This is a genomic window from Streptomyces sp. cf386 (assembly GCF_900103585.1).
Lineage (GTDB): Bacteria > Actinomycetota > Actinomycetes > Streptomycetales > Streptomycetaceae > Streptomyces.
In genome coordinates this window covers 1-20,423 of sequence record NZ_FNHV01000035.1, presented here as the reverse complement: position 1 = coordinate 20,423, position 20,423 = coordinate 1, and the positions used below count along the sequence as shown (strand labels likewise).

The 20,423-nt window shown below is 70.1% G+C and carries 20 protein-coding genes; 10 read left to right on the top strand and 10 right to left on the bottom strand.

Translation table 11 applies throughout. From position 1 onward, the window contains the following. Nucleotides 1–25: 25 nt before the first annotated feature. The gene (locus BLU79_RS44880) at nt 26–634 is read right to left on the bottom strand and encodes a hypothetical protein (protein ID WP_093911836.1); all 609 of its coding nucleotides are present in this window, start codon (nt 632–634) and stop codon (nt 26–28) included. Between the two features lie 174 nt (nt 635–808). Next, entirely contained in the window at nt 809–1,660 is an 852-nt protein-coding gene (locus BLU79_RS44875; protein ID WP_093911835.1) for a helix-turn-helix transcriptional regulator, read from the bottom strand. Between the two features lie 87 nt (nt 1,661–1,747). Between BLU79_RS44875 and BLU79_RS44870 the strand changes: the two genes are divergently transcribed. Together BLU79_RS44870 and BLU79_RS44865 are read left to right on the top strand one after the other, a co-directional pair. Next, nucleotides 1,748–2,530 (top strand): SDR family NAD(P)-dependent oxidoreductase, encoded by a 783-nt coding sequence (locus BLU79_RS44870; protein WP_093911834.1) that lies wholly within the window; start codon nt 1,748–1,750, stop codon nt 2,528–2,530. A gap of 177 nt (nt 2,531–2,707) precedes the next feature. Further along, nucleotides 2,708–3,610, top strand: a complete 903-nt coding sequence (locus BLU79_RS44865; protein WP_093911833.1) for a LysR family transcriptional regulator — start codon at nt 2,708–2,710, stop codon at nt 3,608–3,610. Nucleotides 3,611–3,680: 70 nt separating this feature from the next. Here the strand turns inward: BLU79_RS44865 and BLU79_RS44860 are convergent, their stop codons facing one another. Beyond that, nucleotides 3,681–4,451: an SDR family oxidoreductase gene (locus BLU79_RS44860; protein ID WP_093911832.1), complete on the bottom strand. Its 771-nt coding sequence runs from the start codon at nt 4,449–4,451 to the stop codon at nt 3,681–3,683. 287 nt (nt 4,452–4,738) lie between these two features. Here BLU79_RS44860 and BLU79_RS44855 point away from each other — a divergent pair, with 287 nt between their 5' ends. Next, nucleotides 4,739–5,305 (top strand): PadR family transcriptional regulator, encoded by a 567-nt coding sequence (locus tag BLU79_RS44855; RefSeq protein ID WP_093911831.1) that lies wholly within the window; start codon nt 4,739–4,741, stop codon nt 5,303–5,305. 80 nt (nt 5,306–5,385) lie between these two features. Beyond that, nucleotides 5,386–7,104: an acyl-CoA dehydrogenase family protein gene (locus BLU79_RS44850; RefSeq protein WP_093911830.1), complete on the top strand. Its 1,719-nt coding sequence runs from the start codon at nt 5,386–5,388 to the stop codon at nt 7,102–7,104. A 108-nt stretch (nt 7,105–7,212) separates the two neighbouring features. Here BLU79_RS44850 and BLU79_RS44845 read toward each other — a convergent pair whose 3' ends face one another. The 3 genes from BLU79_RS44845 to BLU79_RS44835 all read right to left on the bottom strand — a co-directional run bounded on the left by BLU79_RS44845 (nt 7,213) and on the right by BLU79_RS44835 (nt 10,080). Further along, nucleotides 7,213–7,875 carry a pyridoxamine 5'-phosphate oxidase family protein gene (locus tag BLU79_RS44845; RefSeq protein WP_093911829.1) on the bottom strand — a complete coding sequence of 221 codons (663 nt, stop codon included), beginning with the start codon at nt 7,873–7,875 and terminating at the stop codon, nt 7,213–7,215. 102 nt (nt 7,876–7,977) lie between these two features. Continuing rightward, nucleotides 7,978–9,030: an alcohol dehydrogenase catalytic domain-containing protein gene (locus BLU79_RS44840; protein ID WP_093911828.1), complete on the bottom strand. Its 1,053-nt coding sequence runs from the start codon at nt 9,028–9,030 to the stop codon at nt 7,978–7,980. A gap of 42 nt (nt 9,031–9,072) precedes the next feature. Beyond that, complete coding sequence (locus tag BLU79_RS44835) at nt 9,073–10,080, bottom strand: NADP-dependent oxidoreductase (RefSeq protein ID WP_177001438.1); 1,008 nt, start codon at nt 10,078–10,080, stop codon at nt 9,073–9,075. Nucleotides 10,081–10,221: 141 nt separating this feature from the next. On the opposite strand from BLU79_RS44835, the gene BLU79_RS44830 reads away from it, so the two are divergent. The 5 genes from BLU79_RS44830 (at nt 10,222) to BLU79_RS44815 (ending at nt 14,952) form a co-directional block, all read left to right on the top strand. Beyond that, on the top strand, nt 10,222–11,178 hold the full coding sequence (locus BLU79_RS44830; RefSeq protein WP_093911827.1) for a GlxA family transcriptional regulator: 957 nt from the start codon (nt 10,222–10,224) through the stop codon (nt 11,176–11,178). A gap of 128 nt (nt 11,179–11,306) precedes the next feature. Further along, a complete protein-coding gene (gene gap / locus BLU79_RS44825) occupies nt 11,307–12,305 on the top strand; it encodes a type I glyceraldehyde-3-phosphate dehydrogenase (protein WP_093911826.1) in 999 nt (332 codons plus the stop codon). Between the two features lie 87 nt (nt 12,306–12,392). Continuing rightward, a complete protein-coding gene (locus tag BLU79_RS49610; protein ID WP_256333733.1) occupies nt 12,393–12,731 on the top strand; it encodes a hypothetical protein in 339 nt (112 codons plus the stop codon). A 115-nt stretch (nt 12,732–12,846) separates the two neighbouring features. Next, nucleotides 12,847–12,975: a hypothetical protein gene (locus BLU79_RS49605; protein WP_256333732.1), complete on the top strand. Its 129-nt coding sequence runs from the start codon at nt 12,847–12,849 to the stop codon at nt 12,973–12,975. A gap of 87 nt (nt 12,976–13,062) precedes the next feature. Beyond that, nucleotides 13,063–14,952: a propionyl-CoA synthetase gene (locus tag BLU79_RS44815; RefSeq protein ID WP_093911825.1), complete on the top strand. Its 1,890-nt coding sequence runs from the start codon at nt 13,063–13,065 to the stop codon at nt 14,950–14,952. 45 nt (nt 14,953–14,997) lie between these two features. Here BLU79_RS44815 and BLU79_RS44810 read toward each other — a convergent pair whose 3' ends face one another. Beyond that, nucleotides 14,998–17,673: a SpoIIE family protein phosphatase gene (locus BLU79_RS44810; RefSeq protein WP_256333731.1), complete on the bottom strand. Its 2,676-nt coding sequence runs from the start codon at nt 17,671–17,673 to the stop codon at nt 14,998–15,000. Between the two features lie 200 nt (nt 17,674–17,873). Between BLU79_RS44810 and BLU79_RS44805 the strand changes: the two genes are divergently transcribed. Beyond that, the gene (locus BLU79_RS44805; protein ID WP_256333730.1) at nt 17,874–18,995 is read left to right on the top strand and encodes a PP2C family protein-serine/threonine phosphatase; all 1,122 of its coding nucleotides are present in this window, start codon (nt 17,874–17,876) and stop codon (nt 18,993–18,995) included. 18 nt (nt 18,996–19,013) lie between these two features. Here BLU79_RS44805 and BLU79_RS49600 read toward each other — a convergent pair whose 3' ends face one another. The 3 genes from BLU79_RS49600 to BLU79_RS44795 all read right to left on the bottom strand — a co-directional run bounded on the left by BLU79_RS49600 (nt 19,014) and on the right by BLU79_RS44795 (nt 20,399). Further along, nucleotides 19,014–19,211, bottom strand: a complete 198-nt coding sequence (locus BLU79_RS49600; RefSeq protein ID WP_256333729.1) for a response regulator transcription factor — start codon at nt 19,209–19,211, stop codon at nt 19,014–19,016. Nucleotides 19,212–19,318: 107 nt separating this feature from the next. Further along, nucleotides 19,319–20,104, bottom strand: coding sequence for a tetratricopeptide repeat protein (locus BLU79_RS44800; RefSeq protein WP_256333728.1), 786 nt, complete (start codon nt 20,102–20,104; stop codon nt 19,319–19,321). Between the two features lie 67 nt (nt 20,105–20,171). Next, entirely contained in the window at nt 20,172–20,399 is a 228-nt protein-coding gene (locus BLU79_RS44795) for a hypothetical protein (RefSeq protein WP_093911823.1), read from the bottom strand. Between the last annotated feature and the right edge of the window lie 24 nt (nt 20,400–20,423).

Genomic DNA, 20,423 nt, shown 5'->3' with positions numbered 1-20,423 from the left:
TCGGTTTCACGCACGACGTTGCGGATCACAGGCGGTCCTTCAGACGGACCTGAAGGTCTGTGTAGTCGTAGGCGGGGAAGAGGCGGGGAAAGACGTCGAGCATTTCCTTCAGTCCGTCCACGATCGGGATGAACCCCATGCCGCAGTCCTCCGGCCGGCAGTAGAGGTACTGCCAGCCGATGACGCCCTTGGTGATCAGGAGTTTCTCCAGATAGCCCGGGTAATCGAGGTCCATGCGCAGGGCACCGTCGCGCAGGTCGTGGAACCAGATCTCCGGGTCGCTCGCACCGGGGGTCGCGCGCAGGGCGGCCATACGGCCCGTGCCGGTCCGGGGGGTGTCGTCGAAGACCCGCAACTCGCCGTAGAGCGCACGCTCTTCGACGTCGTCCCCGTCGTAGACGTCGTCCATGTGGTTCTGCGTCACGGCAGTCAGCACATGCGACAGCCGGAACTCGCCGACCATCTCCGAGTTCTCATCCAGCGGACGCCACGAAGCCGCGACCTCCTTGTGCCGGAAGTAGTACCCCCGGACCTTGTCACTCAAGGGCAGATCGTGCCGCTCGGCGAGTGAGCCGAACACCGGCACAGGATTCTGCATCAGCTTGGACAGCTTGCCGAATTCCGCCTTCGTCACGCGGAACTCGTCGACGCTCTGCAGCTCGTGGAGAGACGCTGCGCAGCTGCGCTCGTAGGGGAACGGGAATTCATCGTCCCGTGAGCCGATAGGTTTGGGTATGTCGGCACAGTGGGTCACGAAAAGTCAGCTCTGTTCTGTCGACAGCCGCGCTCGCTGTGACTATCCGCGTCGCTATCGCAGGTAGTCAACGGCTTCGGCGCCAAGCACGTCCAGAAGAGCCAGAGCCTCGGCGCCAGGGGATCCCGGAGGCGCGCTGTAGAGCACGAGGTGCTGGTCGCGGTCTGTGAGCGTGAGTCTGTCGCAGTCGACGGTGATCTCCCCGACGACCGGGTGGCGGAAGGTCTTCGTGAGCGTCGGCGCGGCCTGTACGTCGTGCCGCTCCCAGAGCCGGGCGAAGTCGGGGCTGGTGTCGCGGAGTTCGTCGATGAGGCCGGTCACCGCGGGATCCGTCGGATAGCGGGCGAGGGTGGATCGGAGTTCCATGACGACGTGGTGCCGGAACTCGGCGGCGTCGGAGAGCCCGTACAGCGTCGTGCCAGGTCGCGTCGGCCCGAGGAATGCCCGGCGCGCGAGATTGCGGTCTTCAGGGGCGAGCCGAGCGAAGTCCTCCATGAGTGCGGCCGCGAGGCCGTTCCACGCGAGCACCTCGAACGCGGCTGACGTCACGAAGGCCGCCGTCTGCGGCAGCCGTTCGAGGAGCGCGAGGATGCTCGGGCGGACGTCGCGCCGATGCAGCCGGTTACGGGTCGGCGCGGTACCCGCGAGGACGTGCAGGTGGTCGGACTCGGCATCGGTGAGGCGTAGCGCGCCCACGATCCCGGCGAGGACCTCGCCCGACGGCCGCGGTGCTCTGCCCTGTTCGAGCCGGACGTAGTACTCCGTGGAGATGTGCGCCAGGACCGCGGCCTCCTCACGGCGCAGACCCGGCGTCCGGCGTCGCGGTCCGGAGGGGAGGCCGACGTCCCCTGGTCGGATCCGCTCGCGACGGCTACGGAGGAACGCCCCGAGCTCCTGCTTGTTCATACCCCCAAGTCTGCACGCCGCGTGGCGACGGATCCTGGTACAGCCTGTGCCTGCATCCGGCCTGGAGGTCGACCCGACACTGCCGTCATGACGAACAACCACGACACCGCACCCATCGGCCTGCTCACCGGCAAGGTCGTGCTCATCACCGGCGCCAGCCGCGGCATCGGGGCGGCAGCGGCCCGACTCTTCGCCTCCGAGGGCGCAGCCGTCGTGCTCGCCGCCCGCAGCACGGACGCCCTCGACCGCATCGTCACCGAGGTCCGCGCCGACGGAGGGGTCGCAGACGCCGTCACCCTGGATCTCGCCGACCGTGCGAGCATCCGCGCGGCGGTCGACCACGTTGAAGAGCTGCACGGACGGCTTGACGGCGCCTTCAACAACGGCGCGACGATCCAGCAGCCCGGCCCGCTCGACACCACGAGCGACGAGGACCTCGACGAGCAGTTCGCCGTGAACTTCCGCTCGCACTGGACCGCCATGACCGCCGAGGCCGCACTCATGCGACGGGGCGCTGGCGGGGCGATCGTCAACACCTCCAGCATCGGCAGCCGCCGAGCGAACCCCGCCCTGCCCGCATACGGCGCCATGAAGCGCGCGCTCAACAGCATCACCGAGACCGCGGCCGTGACCTGGGGCCCTCAGGGAATCCGAGTGAACGGCATCACCCCCGGCGGCACCGCCACCGAGATGATCGATGCCTGGGAAGCGGCTACTCCTGGCATCGTCGAGCAGTTGACCGCAACGATCCCCCTCGGCCGGATGGCCGAGCCTCAGCAGGTCGCCGAGGCGGCCGCGTGGCTGCTCAGCGATCGGGCCTCGTATGTGACCGGCGCGATCATCCCGGTCGACGGTGGCGCCGGCGCCTGAATGGAGCGGCCCCGGCCGCCGCGGTCGTCGATGACGCGTGGGGTGATGGTGCGCGGCGAGTTGGTGTGGGTCGACCTGGCCGTGTCCCCGGGAATCTTCGCCGGCGGAGCTGAGTTGCCTCTACAACGATTTCAAGTGGAGGGACCGCGGTCCTTCCGCAGGGAGGGACGGGAGCCGATGAGCCTTCGTCAGTACGAGTACGCCCTGGCCGTTGCCGAGGAGGGCTCGGTGACGGCGGCGGCGGAACTGCTGCGCGTCGCTCAACCGTCGGTGTCCCAGCAGATCCGAGGCCTGGAGCGGGAACTCGGAGTGACACTGTTCGCCCGCACGCCGACCGGACTGGTGCCCACCTTGGTCGGCCGCGCGTTCCTGCGGGAGGCGGAGGTCGCGGTGAGCGCGGCACGGCGGGCGAGAGCGACGGCGCGTGCCGGTGCCGATGAGCTGGTGGGCGAACTGGTGGTCGCGGTGCAGATGGGCTTTGGCACGCGCCAACTGCCGGGCGCGTTGGGTGCGCTGCGGCGCCGCTTCCCGCTGCTGGAGGTCACCGTCTTCGAGGAGCCGAGCCACGCCGAGCTGGAGCGGCTGTGCCGCCGGGGCCTGCTGAACCTCGCCCTGATGGCGGCGTGCGAGCGGAGCCCCGCCGACGCCCACCACCTCGGCGACGAGGAGTTCGTCGTGGTGCTGGGCGCCGGGCACCGGCTGCTCGCCGCGGACCGGGTCGAGCTGCGCGAGCTGGCGGGGGAGCCGTGGGTGAGGTTCGACCGCGACAGCGCGCTCGACGGCGTACTGCTGAATCTGCTGCGGGACCACGATCTCACCCCGAACACGGTCGCCCGCGTGTCCCAGACGGCGACAGCCGTGCGTTGGGCCGCCCAGGGGCTGGGCGTGACACTGGTCCCGGCCTCCGCGGTTCCCCACGGTCACGAGCACCTCGCGCGCCCGGTGTTGCCGGTGGTGTCCCACCCTGTGATCGCCGTGGTCCGGCACGGCGCGGGTCCGGCCGAGACAGCGCTGCTCGAACTCCTGCGTAAGGAGACCTGGGCCGAGTCCGAGTCCGATTTCTTCTCGCCGGTGTCCTGACGGCCGAGAAGGAATCGGGTGCCGCTGAAATTCCCTCTTTCGGAACCGGCGGCCCGGAATTCCGTCGGCGTCAACCCCTGGGGAATTCGCCGCCGTCCACGACGAGATTGCTCGCGGTCAGCCAGCTCGTCCGGTCGGACGCCAGGAACAGCACCGCGTGGGCGATGTCCTCGGGCTGGCCATCGCGCCCCAGCGGAGGGGTGTTGGTGGCCTGGCCGGGCCCCGCGTCCAGGCGCGCCCACTGTTCCCGCGCCGCTTCGCCGCCGGGGGTGGCGGTCCGGCCGGGAGACACGGTGTTGACCCGGACTCCGAACGGGGCCAGCTCCGCGGCCAGTCCCCGGCTGTAGTTCTCCAGCGCCGCCTTCGCCGCCGTGTAGTGCAGGAACGGTGGCGGCGTCGGGGGGACCGCCGCCGAGGAGACGTGCACGATCACTCCCGAACGCCGTTCCCGCATCCCCGGTGCCAGCAGCGAGTCCAGCCGCACGGGCGCCAGGAAGTTCAGGTCCAGCGCGTCCTGCCACACCTCGTCAGGGATGGCCAGAGCTCCCTTGTGCGGTTGCGCCCCACCCACGTTGTGGACCAGGACGTCCACCCCGCCGAGCACCTCCTGCGCGGCCGAGGCGAGCGCCTCCGCGCCGGCCCGTGTCCGCACGTCGGCCGCCACGAAGGTGGCCCCCTCCGGCACCGTGTCCGTCGCCGACCTGGCAGTCGTGAGCACCTCGGCACCGGCGTCCAGGAGTTGGCGCACGACGGCCGCTCCGATTCCACGAGAACCACCCGTGACCAGGGCCCGCTTTCCCGTGAGTTCTCGCCTTCCCGATCCGTTCTCGATCGTCGTCATAGCGTCGGTCCTCTCGATCGCGAAATTGTCTGCTCGATTGAAAAAGGATTGACGTGCGCAGAGCGCGAATATTAGGAGAATTCGCGGTGAGCACCTCGTCGAGCGGTTTCACCGTACGGCCGGGAAAGAAGGAGAGGCAAAGACGAAAAGGCAGCACGCGCTATAGGGAACTCCTATGCCCCCCCGGCCCCGGCCCCCGGCCTCTGCCGGATACGCACGGAGTGAGCCCGGTCTCACCCGGGCAACATCCCTTGGCTATGCAACGAGTTGCATATGAAGATCGAGGTATGGCGCTCGAACACGCGATCCTCGTCTCCCTGCTGGAGCAGCCGGGCTCCGGCTATGAGCTGGCCCGGCGGTTCGAACGGTCCATCGGATACTTCTGGACCGCCACGCACCAGCAGATCTACCGCGTTCTCAAGCGCATGGAGAGCGACGGCCTGCTCACCGTCCGCGGGCTGCCGCAGCAGAGTCGGCCGGACAAGAAGGAGTACTCCGTCGTCGGCCCCGGCCGGGCCGCCCTCTCCCAGTGGCTGCACGAACCGATCGAACCCGAGAGCATCCGGCACGACCTCGCCGTGAAGATCCGCGGCGCGGCCTTCGACGACCCGTCCGTGCTGATCCAGGAGGTCGAACGGCACCGCCAGGTGCACAGCGACCGGCTCGCGCACTATCTCGCCGGGGAACTGCGTGACTTCACCGGCCCGACGGCCCCCGCCTCACTCGACGCCGGTCAGGAGCTGCAGCATGTCGTGCTGCGCGGCGGCATCGCGTACGAGCGGATGACGGTCGCCTGGCTCGACGACGTACTCGCCACCCTTCACCGGCTCGGCACGTCACACCGGCATACCTGAGCTGCCGGGCCACCGGCGCCCGCGCTCCGCGACCTCCATTCCCTCACCCTCAACCCTCAACCCTCGGAAGGCGGACCTCCATGGCCGACTCCCTCCTCTTCAACCCGCGCACATACGACCCGGCGCAGTTCGACCCCGAGACCCGGAGGTTGCTGCGTGCCACCGTCGACTGGTTCGAGGACCGCGGCAAGCGCAGGCTGATCGAGGACTACCGCTCCCGCGCCTGGCTGGCCGACTTCCTCGCGTTCGCCGCGAAGGAAGGGCTGTTCGCCACCTTCCTCACCCCGGCGTCCGCCGCCGGTAACGAGGACCAGCGCTGGGACACGGCCCGGATCGCCGCCCTCAACGAGATCTTCGGGTTCTACGGCCTCGACTACTGGTACGCGTGGCAGGTCACCATCCTCGGTCTCGGACCGGTCTGGCAGAGCGACAACACCGCGGCTCGCACCCGCGCGGCGGAACTCCTCGCCCAGGGTGAGGTGTTCGCCTTCGGTCTCTCCGAGAAGACCCATGGCGCCGACATCTACTCCACCGACATGCTGCTCACGCCGGACGGCGACGGCGGCTTCAGGGCGACGGGCTCCAAGTACTACATCGGCAACGGCAATGCCGCCGGGCTCGTCTCGGTCTTCGGCCGACGCACCGACGTCGAGGGCCCGGACGGCTACGTCTTCTTCGCCGCCGACAGCCGCCACTCGGCCTATCACCTCGTGAAGAACGTCGTCGACTCCTCGAAGTACGTCAGCGAGTTCCGCCTCGAGGACTACCCGGTGGGCCCGGACGACGTCCTGCACACGGGCCGCGCCGCCTTCGACGCCGCCCTCAACACCGTCAACGTCGGCAAGTTCAACCTCTGCACCGCCTCGATCGGCATCTGCGAGCACGCGATGTACGAGGCGGTCACCCACGCGCACAACCGCATCCTGTACGGCCGCCCCGTCACCGCCTTCCCGCACGTGCGCCGCGAGCTGGCCGACGCCTACGTCCGCCTCGTCGGCATGAAGCTGTTCAGCGACCGCGCCGTCGACTACTTTCGCTCCGCCTCGCCGGACGACCGCCGCTACCTGCTCTTCAACCCGATGACGAAGATGAAGGTGACCACGGAGGGCGAGAAGGTCATCGACCTGATGTGGGACGTCATCGCCGCCAAGGGCTTCGAGAAGGACAACTACTTCGCCCAGGCCGCCGTCGAGATCCGGGGGCTGCCCAAGCTGGAGGGCACGGTCCACGTCAACCTCGCGCTGATCCTCAAGTTCATGCGCAACCACCTCCTGAACCCGGCCGAGTTCGCGCCCGTGCCGACCCGTCTCGACGCGGCCGACGACACGTTCCTCTTCGAGCAGGGACCGGCCCGTGGCCTCGGCTCCGTGCGCTTCCACGACTGGCGTCCCGCCTACGACGCATACGCCGGGGTGCCGAACGTCGCCCGCTTCCGGGAGCAGGCCGACGCCCTGTGCGAGTTCGTCACCACCGCGGCCCCCGACGAGGAGCAGAGCCGCGACCTCGATCTTCTCCTCGCCGTCGGCCAGCTGTTCGCGCTGGTGGTGCACGGCCAGCTGATCCTGGAGCAGGCCCGCCTGACGGGCCTCGACGAGGACGTACTGGACGAGCTGTTCTCCGTCCTCGTCCGCGACTTCTCCGCCTACGCAGTCGAGCTGCACGGCAAGGATTCCGCCACCGCGGATCAGCAGAGCTGGGCGCTCGGTGCAGTTCGGCGGCCCGTCGTCGACGAAGCGCGCTCGAAGCGCGTCTGGGATCGGGTCGAGGCGCTGTCCGGGGCGTACGAGATGGCGCCCTGACAGCTCGTCCAGGGGGCACGTAGACACGTGACGATCAGGGTCCCCGGGAGCAGTGACGCCGGTGCCGTGGCCTCCGCGCGGAGGCCACGGCACCGGCTCCCTTACGGGTCAACCCCTGCCCGGCAGCGATCCGGTGTGAGTTCCCGCAGTCTGCTCGCCCTCGTACGGCGGTGACTGGTGCTCGGCGCGGGGGACGAAGTAGTCGGCGTCCTTCGGCCGCTGGGCCCCCGGGCGTGGACGCGGCGCCGGCACGAGATGGGGGATGTGCTTGGAGCAGTGCACATACGCCTCCTCCACCGTGATGTGCACCCAGAATTCGGGCCTGCGCCCTGGAGCGGTGTCCACCGGAAGCCGGGGGTAGGCCCGCCGCTGGTCCTCGTCCCGGTGGAGCCGAGCCGCGCCATTGACGTGCAGTCCGATGTGGTCGTGGGCGAAGTCGACGAAGAGCAGACCGATATGGGGGTTCTCGGTGATGTTTCCCGCGCTGGCGAGGACCCCGTTCCCACGGTATTCGGGGTAGGTGAGGGTGCCGTCGTCCAGCACAGTGACGAAGCCCGGGGGACCGGCACGGAAGGTGACGTCACAGGCTCCGCCCGCGTCCGACGTGGACAGGAACGCCATGGTCTGCCGCCCTATGAAATCCGCCATCTGCGGAGTCAGACGGGTCTGCACCTGACGGTCGTAGAAGGTGGCGGCCTGATCGGCCGTGCCGAGGAGGTGTTGCAGGCGGCGCTCTCCGTCGGAGCCGGTGGACTCGTGGGTGTGGTTCACGGAACGCGCTGCCTTCCTCTGGCCTACAGCGGGGCGTGGGGAGCGACGGCACTCTAACGCTGGATGGAGCATCGTGTCGTGGTCGGCAGAGGTAAGACGCTGTCAGTGGGTGGGGTCGAGAAGGATCTTGCGTACGCCGTCGGCGCGGCCCGCGAACAGTTCGTACGCCGCCGGACCTTCGGAGAGGGCGAAGCGGTGGGAGACCGCGACCTCGGGCTTGATCCGGCCGGCCCGGGTGAGGGCGATGAGGGGAGGGAGTTCGTAGTGCACCGAGCACAGGCCGATGGCGAACTCCAGTTCCTTGATCTGTGCCAGTCCCATGTGGAAGGGGAACGCCTTGTTCTGACTGACCCCGATGACACTGACCCGGCCGGCCTGCCGGACGGCCTTGAGGGCGAGTTCGATGGTGCTGTCCGAGCCCACGGCCTCCACCACCGCGTCCGGCCCGCGTCCGCCGGTCATGTCCCGTATGGCCGCCCGCACGTCCTCGCCCTCCACCGGCTCGACACCCAGGGTGGCGGCGAAGGCGCGCCGCTCCGCGACCAGGTCCGCGCCCAGCACCCGCGCTGCTCCCATCGCAAAGGCGGACTGGGCGGCCATGAGGCCGACCGGGCCGAGGCCGATGACCAGGACGGTCTCGCCGGGCTGGATGCGGGCGCGGCGGCAGCCGTACCAGGCCGTGGGGGCGTTGTCCGTGAGGACGACGGCGGCCTCGTCGGAGATGTCCTCGGGCAGGTGCACCAGGTTGACGTCGGCGTAGGGCACCGCCAGGGCCTGGGCCTGGCTGCCCGGGAGCTGCGGGCTCACTCCGTAGCAGAGCTCCGTGCTCGACTTGGCGCGCTCGCACCGGGCGGTGAACCCGGCCGCGCACGACCGGCAGTGCGCACAGCCGACCGAGGCGGGCACCAGAACCCGGTCGCCGGGCTTGAAGCGGGTGACCTGGCCGCCCGTCTCGACGACCACGCCGACGCATTCGTGTCCCGGTGTGTAGCCCAGTTCCGGGCTGAACGGGCTGCCGCCGTAGATGTGCAGGTCGCTGCCGCAGATGCCGGCCGCGGTCACCTGAACCACCGCGTCGGTGGGGCTGGTGACGGCCGGGTCGGGGGCATCCCCGTAGCGGATGTCGTGGCGGCCGTGGTAGGTCAGTGCCTTCATCGGATCTCTTCCTCCCTTTCCCTGCTCCTCCTTTCGACCTGGTCAGTCCGCGATCTTCAGCACCAGCTTGCCGTGGTTGTCACCACGGAACAGCCGCATCAGGGTGTCGGGGAACTCCGCGACCGAGCCGGCCACCACGTCCTCCAGGGACTTCAGCCGGCCCTCCGCCCGCCACGTGGCCATCTGTGTGATGCCCTCGGCGTACCGGTCGGCGTAGTCGAACACCACGATGCCCGTCATGGAGGCTCGGTTCACCAGCAGGGACAGGTAGTTGGCGGGGCCCTGCGGCTTGGTGCTGTTGTACTGGGAGATCGCACCGCACACGATGACGCGGGCACCGCGCGCCAGCCGCAGCAGCACGGAGTCCAGAACGTCGCCGCCGACGTTGTCGAAGTACACGTCGACGCCGTCGGGGGCGTGCTCGCGCAGCGCCTTGCGGACGTCCTCGTTCTGGTAGTCGATCGCGGCGTCGAACCCGAACTCGTCCACGACCAGGCGGCACTTGGCCTCACCGCCGGCGATGCCGATGACCCGGCAGCCGAGGATCTTGGCGATCTGCCCGACGACGCTGCCGACGGCCCCGGCCGCCCCGGAGACGACGACGGTCTGGCCGGGCTCGGGACGCCCGACCTCGATCAGACCGAAGTAGGCCGTCAGGCCCGACATGCCGAGTGTGCCGAGATAGGTCGGCAGGGGAGCGGCCGCCGGGTCGACCTTGGTCACGTCGCGTCCGTCCGACACGCAGTACTCCTGCACGCCGAACGAGCCCGACACATGGTCGCCGACCGCGAACCCGGAGTGCCGGGAGGCGATCACCCGTCCCACCGCCCCGGCCCGCATCACCTCGCCGAGCTCCACCGGGCGGATGTAGGACCTGCCCGCGTTCATCCAGCCGCGCATCGCCGGGTCGATCGACAGACAGAGCACCTGCACCAGGAATTCCCCGTCGCCCGGCTCACCGGCCGGCTCCTCGACATGCGCCCAGTCGGTGGCCCGCGGCTCTCCCACGGGACGTGCGGCCAGGCGCACCTGGCGGTTGATCCTGCTCATCTCCGGCGGCTCCCTCGACGGTCGTACTTGGCATACCGGCTGGTCGGTACGACGGGTGAGCGTACGGGTGGTGTGCCGTTCGAGACAAGAGGGAGCAGCGCGGATGATCGTGGTGGCCCCGACCGCTCGTACCCTGTTCCCGTGCCGCCCTCCCGCCTGAACCGTGTCGCCGTCCTGGTGCTGGAAGGTGCCAAACCGCTCGACGTCGGCATCCCGGCACAGGTGTTCACGAGGCGGGCGAGCATGCCGTACGAGGTGCGGGTGTGCGGCGCGGCGCCCGGGCTGGTGACCGGCGGGGACGGTCTGGCGTACCACGTCGCCGACGGCCTCGACGCGCTCGCCTGGGCCGACATCGTCTTCGTACCCGGCTACCGGTTCCCGGACCGCGAGGACCCGCCTCGGGCCGTCGTCGACGCACTGATCGCCGCCCACGACCTGGGCGCACGCCTCGCCGCCATCTCGACGGGCGCCTTCGCGCTCGCCGCCACGGGCCTGCTCGACGGCAAGCGCGCCACCACGCACTGGCACTACACGCGGGCGCTCGCCGAGAAGCATCCCCTCGTCCGGGTCGACGAGAACGTCCTGTTCGTCGACGAGGGCAGCGTACTGACGTCGGCCGGCGCCGCCTCGGGCATCGACCTGTGCCTGCACATCCTGCGCGGCGACCTCGGCGTGGCCGCCTCCAACCACGCGGCCCGGCGCCTGGTCGCGGCCCCCTACCGCAGCGGCGGCCAGGCGCAGTACGTACCGCGCAGCGTGCCCGAGCCGCTCGGCGAACGGTTCGCCGCGACACGCGAGTGGGCCCTGCACAGGCTCGACGAACCTCTCAGCCTGGAAGCGCTCGCCGAGCACGCGGCGGTCTCACCGCGCACCTTCTCGCGGCGCTTCGTCGAGGACACCGGATACACACCGATGCAGTGGGTCATGCGGGCCCGGATCGACCTGGCCCGCGAGTTGCTCGAGCGGTCGCAGCGGAGCGTCGAGCAGATCGCGGGCGACGTGGGTCTGGGCACCGGCGCGAATCTGCGCATGCACTTCCAGCGCATCCTCGGGACCACGCCGAGCGAGTACCGGCGCACCTTCACCAAGGGCGAGTAGCCCGCCGTACGGCCGCCTGGCGCGATCCTTGCGAACCATGGCGCTCGCGCCACGGCCACGGCAGGGTCCGGCACGGGAGTCTGGTGGTGACGAACCGTCGGGACACCAAGGGACAGCAAGGGACACCCATGACTCGCATCGCCATCAACGGATTCGGCCGCATCGGGCGCAACGTGCTCCGCGCCCTGCTGGAACGCGACAGCGACCTCGAGATCGTCGCCGTCAACGACCTCACCGAGCCCACCGCCCTCGCCCGGCTCCTCGCCTTCGACTCCACGGCCGGCCGGCTCGGCCGCCCGGTGACCGTGGACGGCGACACCCTCGTCGTCGACGGCCGACGCATCACGGTGCTCGCCGAGCGCGAGCCGGCGCAGCTGCCGTGGGCCGAACTCGACATCGACGTCGTGCTGGAGTCGACCGGCCGTTTCACCTCCGCCAAGGCCGCCCGCGCCCACCTCGACGCGGGTGCCAAGAAGGTCCTCGTCAGCGCGCCCTCCGACGGCGCGGACGTCACGCTCGCCTACGGGGTCAACACCGACGCCTACGACCCGGCCCTGCACACGATCGTCTCGAACGCCTCCTGCACGACCAACGCCCTCGCACCGCTGGCCGCCGTCCTCGACGAACTCGCCGGCATCGAGCACGGATTCATGACCACGGTGCACGCCTACACGCAGGAGCAGAACCTGCAGGACGGCCCGCACCGCGACGCCCGCCGGGCCCGTGCCGCCGGGGTCAACATCGTGCCGACCACGACGGGCGCCGCCAAGGCGATCGGCCTCGTGCTGCCGCGCCTCGACGGCAAGCTGTCGGGCGACTCCATCCGCGTACCGGTTCCGGTGGGCTCGATCGTGGAGCTCAACACCACCGTCGCCCGCGACGTGACCCGCGAGGACGTACTGTCCGCCTACCGCGCCGCGGCCGAGGGTCCTTTGGCGGGCGTCCTCGAGTACTCCGACGACCCGCTCGTGTCGTCCGACATCGTCGGCAACCCCGCCTCGTCGATCTTCGACTCGGCCCTCACCCGCGTCGACGGCCGCCATGTCAAGGTGGTCGCCTGGTACGACAACGAGTCGGGCTTCTCCCACCGCGTGATCGACACACTGGAACTGCTCGCGAACGGCTGACCGGCGCAGGACCTGTGATGCGGCTGTGACCCGGAAGTGTGGCCTCCACCACGGTCCGCGTTTCCCGGGCCCTGATGAGGTGGCCCCATGCGCACAGCCGCCCCCCTCTTACCGGTCCTCGCCCTGGCCCTCGCCCTCGCGGGATGCGGGCAGCAGTCCGGCCCGCCCGCATCCGACGCGAGCCCCGCCTCCTCGAACGACCCGCGCTTCCAGCCGCTCGCCGCCTACGACATGCCCGACGACGACGGCCGCACGGTCGGCAGGGCGCGGTGGACGCTCGCCAAGGAGTGCATGGTCCGCCTCGGCTTCGAGGGCCTGAAGAACCTGGACATCGACCCCCTCCCCGCCTGGCCCCGACGCCCAAGCGGGCTACCACTACGCCACCCCAAGGGACGCCGAGCTCGGCGAGGACCGCCGACGCCATGAGCTGGAGGAGCGGCTGAACGGGTCGTCCCGCGACCCCGACGAGCCCTCCGCCCTCGAGAAGCGGACCGCGACCGCCGACGCCCGCTGCAAGCGGCAGACCGGCTACGTCCGCACCGTGCACGCCATCGACGTACGCATCCAGAATGAACTCGTCGCCGAGCACCGGGCGAAGCTGGAGGCGCAGCGCCGTTGGAACGACGACGCGGCACGCAAGGCCGACGAGATCCTGGAAGACCGCTCGTGAGGGGCGCCCGCGGCTTGGCCGGCAACGTGATCAACATGTGACATGGTTGCAGGCAGGGCCACCACGACTCTGGTCAAGGAGAGCGCGATGGGAATGTACGAGGACGTCTTCCGGGCCAGCCTCGAAGACCCGGAGAGCTTCTGGCTGCGGGCGGCGGAAGCCGTCGACTGGGAGGTGGCGCCGACCCGTGCCCTGGACTCCTCGGGCGCACCATTCCACCGCTGGTTCCCGGACGGTCGGCTCAACGTCTGCTTCAACGCGGTGGACCGGCATGTCGAAGCCGGCCGGGGCGAACAGCCGGCGCTCATCTATGACTCCCCGGTGACCGGCACCCGCCGCACTTACACCTACGCCCAGCTGAGGGACGAGGTGGCGGCCTTCGCCGGAGCACTCGCCGGGCTCGGTGTGGGGCAGGGCGACCGGGTGGTCATCTATATGCCGATGGTCCCCGAGGCCGCCATCGCGATGCTGGCCTGCGCACGCATCGGCGCCGTCCACTCGGTCGTCTTCGGCGGGTTCGCCCCGCCCGAACTCGCGGTCCGCATCGACGACGCCACCCCCAAGGTGATCGTCTCCGCCTCCTGCGGCATCGAGGGCAAGCGCGTCCTCCCGTACAAGCCGCTACTGGACCGCGCGATCGAACTCGCCGGTCACCAGCCCCAGAAGCGGATCATCCTGCAACGCCCGCAAGAGCGGGCCGAGTTGGGGCCGGACGACCTCGACTGGGCCGACCTGGTCGCCACCGCACCGCCGGCCGCCTGTGTTCCCGTGGCAGGGACCGACCCCCTCTACATCCTCTACACGTCCGGAACGACCGGGAAACCCAAGGGAGTTGTCCGCGACTGCGGCGGTTGTGCCGTGGCCCTGCACTGGTCGATGGGCGCCGTGTACGACATCGGCCCGGGCGAGACGATGTTCACCGGGTCCGATGTCGGCTGGGTCGTCGGGCACTCGTACATCGTCTACGGACCGCTGCTGGCCGGCGCCACGACCGTGCTGTACGAGGGCAAGCCGGTCGGCACCCCGGACGCCGGCCAGTTCTGGCGGGTCGCCGCCGAGCACGGCGTCAAGACCATGTTCACGGCGCCCACCGCCTTCCGCGCCATCAGGAAGGAGGACCCGAAGGGCACGCTCACCGCGGACTACGACCTCTCCCGGCTGCGCTACCTCTTCCTCGCCGGTGAGCGCCTCGACCCCGAGACCTACCACTGGGCGAGCGCCCTCCTGGACATCCCGGTGATCGACCACTGGTGGCAGACGGAGACCGGCTGGCCGATCGTCGCCAACCCGGTCGGCATCGAGGCCGCCCCCGTCAAACCCGGCTCGCCCACCCTTCCGCTGCCGGGCTGGGACGTCCGCGTCCTCGACGCCTCCGGGCAGCCTGTGCCGGCCGGCGTCGACGGCGCGATCGTCGTGAAGCTCCCCCTGCCGCCCGGTTCGCTGCCCACCCTCTGGAACGACGACGCCCGCTTCGTCGCCTCCTACCTCTCCGCCTACGACGGCTACTACCTCACCGGCGACAGCGGACACATCGACGAGGACGGCTACGTGTACGTCATGGGCCGCACCGACGACGTCATCAACGTCGCTGGACACCGGCTGTCCACCGGCAGCATGGAAGAGGCCCTGGCCGCTCACCCCGACGTCGCCGAGTGCGCCGTGATCGGCGTCGCCGACGCCCTCAAGGGGCAGGTCCCTCGCGGCTTCGTGGTCCTGAAGGCGGGCGCCGCTCGCGACCCGGGGGAGGTCGAGGCCGAACTGGTCCGGCTCGTGCGTGAGCGTATCGGCGCCGTCGCCTCCCTCAAGGAGGTCGCTGTCGTGGCCGCCCTGCCCAAGACACGCTCGGGGAAGATCCTGCGCAAGACGATGCGCGGTATCGCCGACGGCCTCGACGAACCCATCCCGTCCACGGTGGACGACCCGAGCGTCATCGAGACCCTGCGCCCGCTGCTGCACCGCCCCGATCACACCGGTTGAGCGCGCTGGCGCCCGAACGAGGGTCGCGGGGCACCGGCATCCTCCTCACGCCGGGGGCAGGGTCTGTTCCGCCCAGATCACCTTGCCCTGCGGGGTGTACCGGGTGCCCCAGCGCTCAGCCATCTGCGACACCAGGAACAGGCCCCGGCCTCCCTCGTCCGTCGTCGCGGCGTACCGCAGATGCGGTGAGGTGCTGCTGCCGTCGGCGACCTCGCAGATCAGCGTACGGTCGCGGATCAGCCGTACGTGGATCGGTCCGGAGCTGTAGCGGATGGCATTGGTGATGAGCTCGCTCAGGATGAGCTCCATGGTGAAGCCGAACTCCGACAGGCCCCACGCTTCGAGCTTTCGGGACACGGCGTCGCGCATACCGGAGACGGCGGCCGGATCCGGCGGCACATCCCAGTCGGCGATCCGGTCGGGCGGCAGTTCCCGGGTGCGGGCGACGAGCAGGGCGACGTCGTCCTTGGGACGCTCGGGGAGCAGGCTGTCCAGCACGTCCTGGCAGGTCTCCTCGGGCGGCCGGCCGGGGTGGCCGGTCAGCGCATCGCGCAGCAGTTCCATGCCCACGTCCAGGTCGCGCCGACGGTCCTCGATGAGGCCGTCGGTGTACAGGACGAGTTGGGTTCCCTCCGCGAGGCACAGCTCCGCCGTCTGGAACGGCATGCCGCCGAGGCCCAGAGGCGGACCGGTCGGCACGTCCGGGAAGGTGACGGTTCCGTCGGGGTGGACCAGCGCGGGCGCCAGATGCCCCGCACGTGCCATGACGTAGCGGCGCGTCACCGGGTCGTAGATCCCGTACAGGCAGGTGGCGCCCACGACGCCCGCCGCGCTCTCGGCCGCCTCGTTCTGGTCGATGCTCCCGACCAGGTCGTCCAGATGGCTCAGCAGCTCGTCGGGTGGCAGATCGAGGGCGGAGAAGTTGTGCACCGCGGTGCGCAGCCGTCCCATCGTGGCGGCGGCGTGGAGGCCGTGGCCGACCACGTCGCCGACGGCCAGCGCCACCCGGCTCCCCGGCATGGGAATCACGTCGAACCAGTCCCCGCCCACGCCCGACTGGGCGGGGAGGTAGCGGTAGGCGATGTCGAGGGCGTTCTGCTCGGGCATGGCCTGCGGCAGCAGGCTGCGCTGGAGGGTCACCGCCAGGGTGTGCTCGCGGGTATAGCGGCGGGCGTTGTCGATGCTGATCGCGGCACGGGCCACCAGCTCCTCCGCCAGCGACAGGTCCTCCTCGTTGAAGCGCTCATGCGGGTGCGCCCGCCAGAAGTTGGCCATGCCCAGCACGACGCCACGGGCCTGGATGGGCGCGGTGATGAGGGAATGGATGCCGTAGTCGATGATCGCCTTGGCGCGCCCCGGGTCCTGCACGCGCCAGCCCGTGGCGTTCGGCAGATCGCTCACCAACTGGGAGCGACCGCTGCCGTAGCCGCGCGCCTGGGGCGTGGAGGGAAGATAGTCGAAAAGCCGGCCCTGTCCGGAGAGCGGATGGTCGTCCCGGACGCCGCTCACGGCCGCGCGTCGCATGTCCGTCGCCGTGGGGGCGGGCTCCTCGCCGTGCAGGACGGCGTCGGCCAGGTCCACGGTGACGAAGTCCGCGAAGCGGGGAATGGGGACCCGCGCCAACTCGTCGGCGGTGCGCAGCACGTCCAGGGTGGTACCGATGTGGAGTCCGGCGTCGTACAGCAGCCTGAGCCGCTCCCGTGCCACCTCCGCCCTGCCGGTCACCGCCTGTAGCTCGGTGGAGTCGCGCAGCGTCACCACCGTCTCCTTGAGGCCTCCCGCGCGATCCGTGGGCCGCTGGTTGACCGCGAGCAGCCGCTCTCCCGCGAGGTGTACCTCGTCGGTGGCCTCGCGCCCGGAGGCGAGCAGCGCCTTCGTCTCGGGATCGAGGCCCGGCAGTTCCGAGACATGCCTTCCCTCGACGTCCCGGGGCAGCTCCAGCAGCCGTCTGGCCTCGTCGTTCGCCAGCATCAGCCGCCCGTCGGCGGCCACGATCAGCACGCCTTCCCGAACGGAGTGGAGCACCGTGTCGTGGTGCTCGTACATCAGGGTCATCTCGTCCGGGGCCAGGCTGTGTGTCTGCCGTCGCAGCCGCCTGCCCACCAGGGCCGTCACACCGGTGGACAGCACGAGCGCTCCGGCCCCTGCGCCCAGGATGATCGGCAGTTGCCGGGCCAGCTGACTCTCGACGTTCTTGACCTTCATCCCGGCAGAGACGAGGGCCACCACCTTGTCGTCGGCGTTCTTGATCGGGACCGTCGCCTGCACCTCACGACCGAGCGGGCCGTTGACGTTCTCCACGTAGACCTTCCCCGCCAGCGACGGGCCGATCTCGCCCACGAACCGCTTTCCGATGCGGTCCGGCAAGGGGTGGGTGTACCGGATGCCCTCGGTGTCCATGACCACGATGAAGTCGACGCCGGCGGCCCGGCGTGCCGCCTCGGTGAGCGGCTGGAGAATCTTGCTCGGATCAGGGGTCTGCAAGGCCGCCAGGACGCCTGGTGAGTGCGCGAAGGTCTGTGCCACGGCGGTGGAGCGGCGCCTGGCCTCGGCGCTGGTGTCCCGCTCCGACTGCAGGATGAGAGCGAAGACGCCGCAGGTCACGAGCAGCACAACCAGAGCCACCTGGAAAATCAACACCTGTCCGGCCACGCTCCGCGTGCTCTTGCTGATCAGGCGCTTGACCGAGAGGCGTTGAAAACGGGCGAAACGATTCGCCATGCGACCTTTCTAACACCGGTGATCCCGAGTGGCCAGGGGTCGCCCGATCCTCGCTCGGCCGACCTCGGGCTTCTGTATGGCGAAGCGTCGCACGGCCTCGGCCCCTCCGGGCATGGCCGTCCGCCGCAGATTCTCGAGTGCGGCGCATGATCCTTCCGTGCTCGATGCCCGTTTAGGCCGATATGATGCATTTTGTGATCATGTCTGCACGGCTGTGGCGCCGTCGCCCCGCCTACAGCGGCCGATGGGAAGCTGCCCGGCTGTCACCCGTGGTCCTGACCGTCCTCATCGCCGGCCTGGCGTTCTCCACACCCAGGGAGATCGCCGTCAGCCGCCTTCTGCCCGCGGCACCCGCCCTCGCCGCCGCGATGTGGCCCGTGCTGCCCACGGTGCTGCTGGGGGCGTTCTGCCTGCTGCTCATGATCGTCCTCAGCTTCTTCTACACCGATCTGGGGACGCCGTACACGTCGGCCGCGATCATCGCGGTCACCTTGGCGGCCGCCTACGGGAGCCATGTCCGCATTCAGCGAGAGGAAATTCTCTTCCAGGTCCGGCTCGTCGCCGACGCGGCCCAGAAGGTGCTGCTGCGCCCGCTGCCGCGCCGCATCGACGACGTCGAGATCGAGTCGCTGTATCTGGCGGCCCAGGAACAGGCACGGATCGGCGGCGACTTCTTCGAGGCGATCGGTACACCGCACGGGGTCCGGCTGCTCATAGGCGATGTACGGGGCAAAGGTCTGTCCGCAGTGGGGGCGGCCTCGGCGGTGATCAGTTGCTTCAGGGAGGCCGCGTACGACGAGCCCGACCTGCAGGGCATCATCCACCGCCTGGAGACCACCGTCACGCGCCACAGCGCCGCGTTTCCCGCCCATGACCAGCCCGAGCACTTCGCCACCGCTCTCCTCGCCGAGATCCCGCACGGCGGCGGCCACCTACGGCTCCTCAACTGTGGGCATCCCCCGCCGCTGGTCGCGCACTGCGGGAAGGTCAGGGTCCTGGAGCCCACCGTCTCCTCCCCGCCCCTCAACCTGGCAGCGCTGATCGGCGACCGCTACTGGGTCGACACCGTCGCCTTCGCCCCGGGCGACCAGTTGCTGCTCTACACGGACGGCGTATCGGAGGCCCGGGACCACGCCGGCCAGTTCTTCCCGCTGCCGGACTGGATGCGGCGGCAGGGCCAGGAGCAGCCCCGCGAGCTGCTGGACCAGCTGCACCGGGATCTGCTCCAGCACAGCGGCGGACGGCTCGACGACGACATCGCGGCCCTCGCGCTGAGGCGCTGCGGCGTGCAGGATCGGGGAGCCTTCGGCCGAGAGGGCTGAGCCATCGTGCCGGTTGGATCATTCTTGCGTCGGTATCTCCCGGAAGCGCGCCGCGAGTTCGCTGCGCGAGCGGATGCCGAGCTTGGAGTAGATGTGGGTGAGGTGGTACTGGACGGTCTTGACGGAGATGAAGAGTTCCAGGGCCGCCTGCTGGTTGGTCGCGCCGGACGCGACCAGGCGGGCGACGGCCTGTTCCTGTGGGGTGAGGCCGGCCATGCCCGGGGTGAGGCGGGTGGTGTGGAGGCCGCCTGCCTTCAGCTCGCTGTCGCAGCGGTCGACGTAGGTGCGGGCGCCGAGCGCGGCGTAGGCGTCGCGGGCGTTCTTCAGGACGGTGTCGGCCTCGCGGCGTTTTCCGGCGCGCCGCAGGGTCTGGCCATAGGCGAAGTTGACGCGGGCGCGGTCGTACGGGAGGGGTAGGTGTTCGAGGTGGGCGAGGGCCTGCTCGAACTCCTTGCGGGCGGTGTCGATGTCCCCCCCGGGGCCGCGGTGAGGCGGCCGCGGGCCAGGCCCAGGCGTGCCATGGCGGAGCGGTGGGAGCGACGGGTGGCCAGTTCCTCGTGCGGAGCGAGGAATGCTTCGGCCTGGTCGAGGCGGCCGGTCATCACCAGGGCGTTGGCGTACACGTCGGGCCAGGGCCAGAAGCCGGGTTCGTCGATCGACTGCCGCTCCTGCAGGTGGACGACCGGGGAGAGGGCCTCCACCACGCGTTCGTAGTCGCCCCCTGCCTCGGCGACCTGGGCGCGGGCCAGGCAGGACGGGATGAGCATCACCTCGTAGTGGTGCAGGTCCGCGAGGGCCTCCCCTACGTGGTGCTGGGCCGCGTCCCAGTCGCCGCGCAGCGCGTGGATCTGCGCTCCGGTCCAGTGGACCAGGGGGCGGCTCAGTTCGATGTGTACCTCGGTGAGGCGGACGGCGGCTCGCTGCACGGTCTCCAGGGCGTCCGGCCAGGCGCCGAGCGCGAACTGGGTGCGCGCCAGCCAGCCCTGCGACCACAGGGAGATACGGGTGGAGCCCATCCGGTAGCCGGTGGGTACGACGTCCTCGACGGCTGCCTCACCGGCACCGGCACCGGCACCGGCCTTCGACGCCAGCCACCACGACGACATCACCCATTCAAGGTCAAGTAGCCATGGTGGACTCCAATAGTTCGCTGGGCGAACTTGTCGACGGCGGTGATCACCATGGCGGGGCGAGGCGGTGGAGCAGGCACAGTCGGCGCTCCTCCGGCTCCTCGGAGGCCCCCGGCGGACCGGGGCCCAGCGGGTCGTCGATCGGCAGGAAGATGGCCGCCCGGTCGTCGGGGAACGCGGCCGCTCGGTCCTTGAGGTACCGCCGGACCTGTCGCTTCGCCCGCGGCGCACGTCCGTGGTGCGATGGAACTGGGGCGGAAAGGAGAGCGATCATGCCTGCAGCGAAGCGAACGAGTGT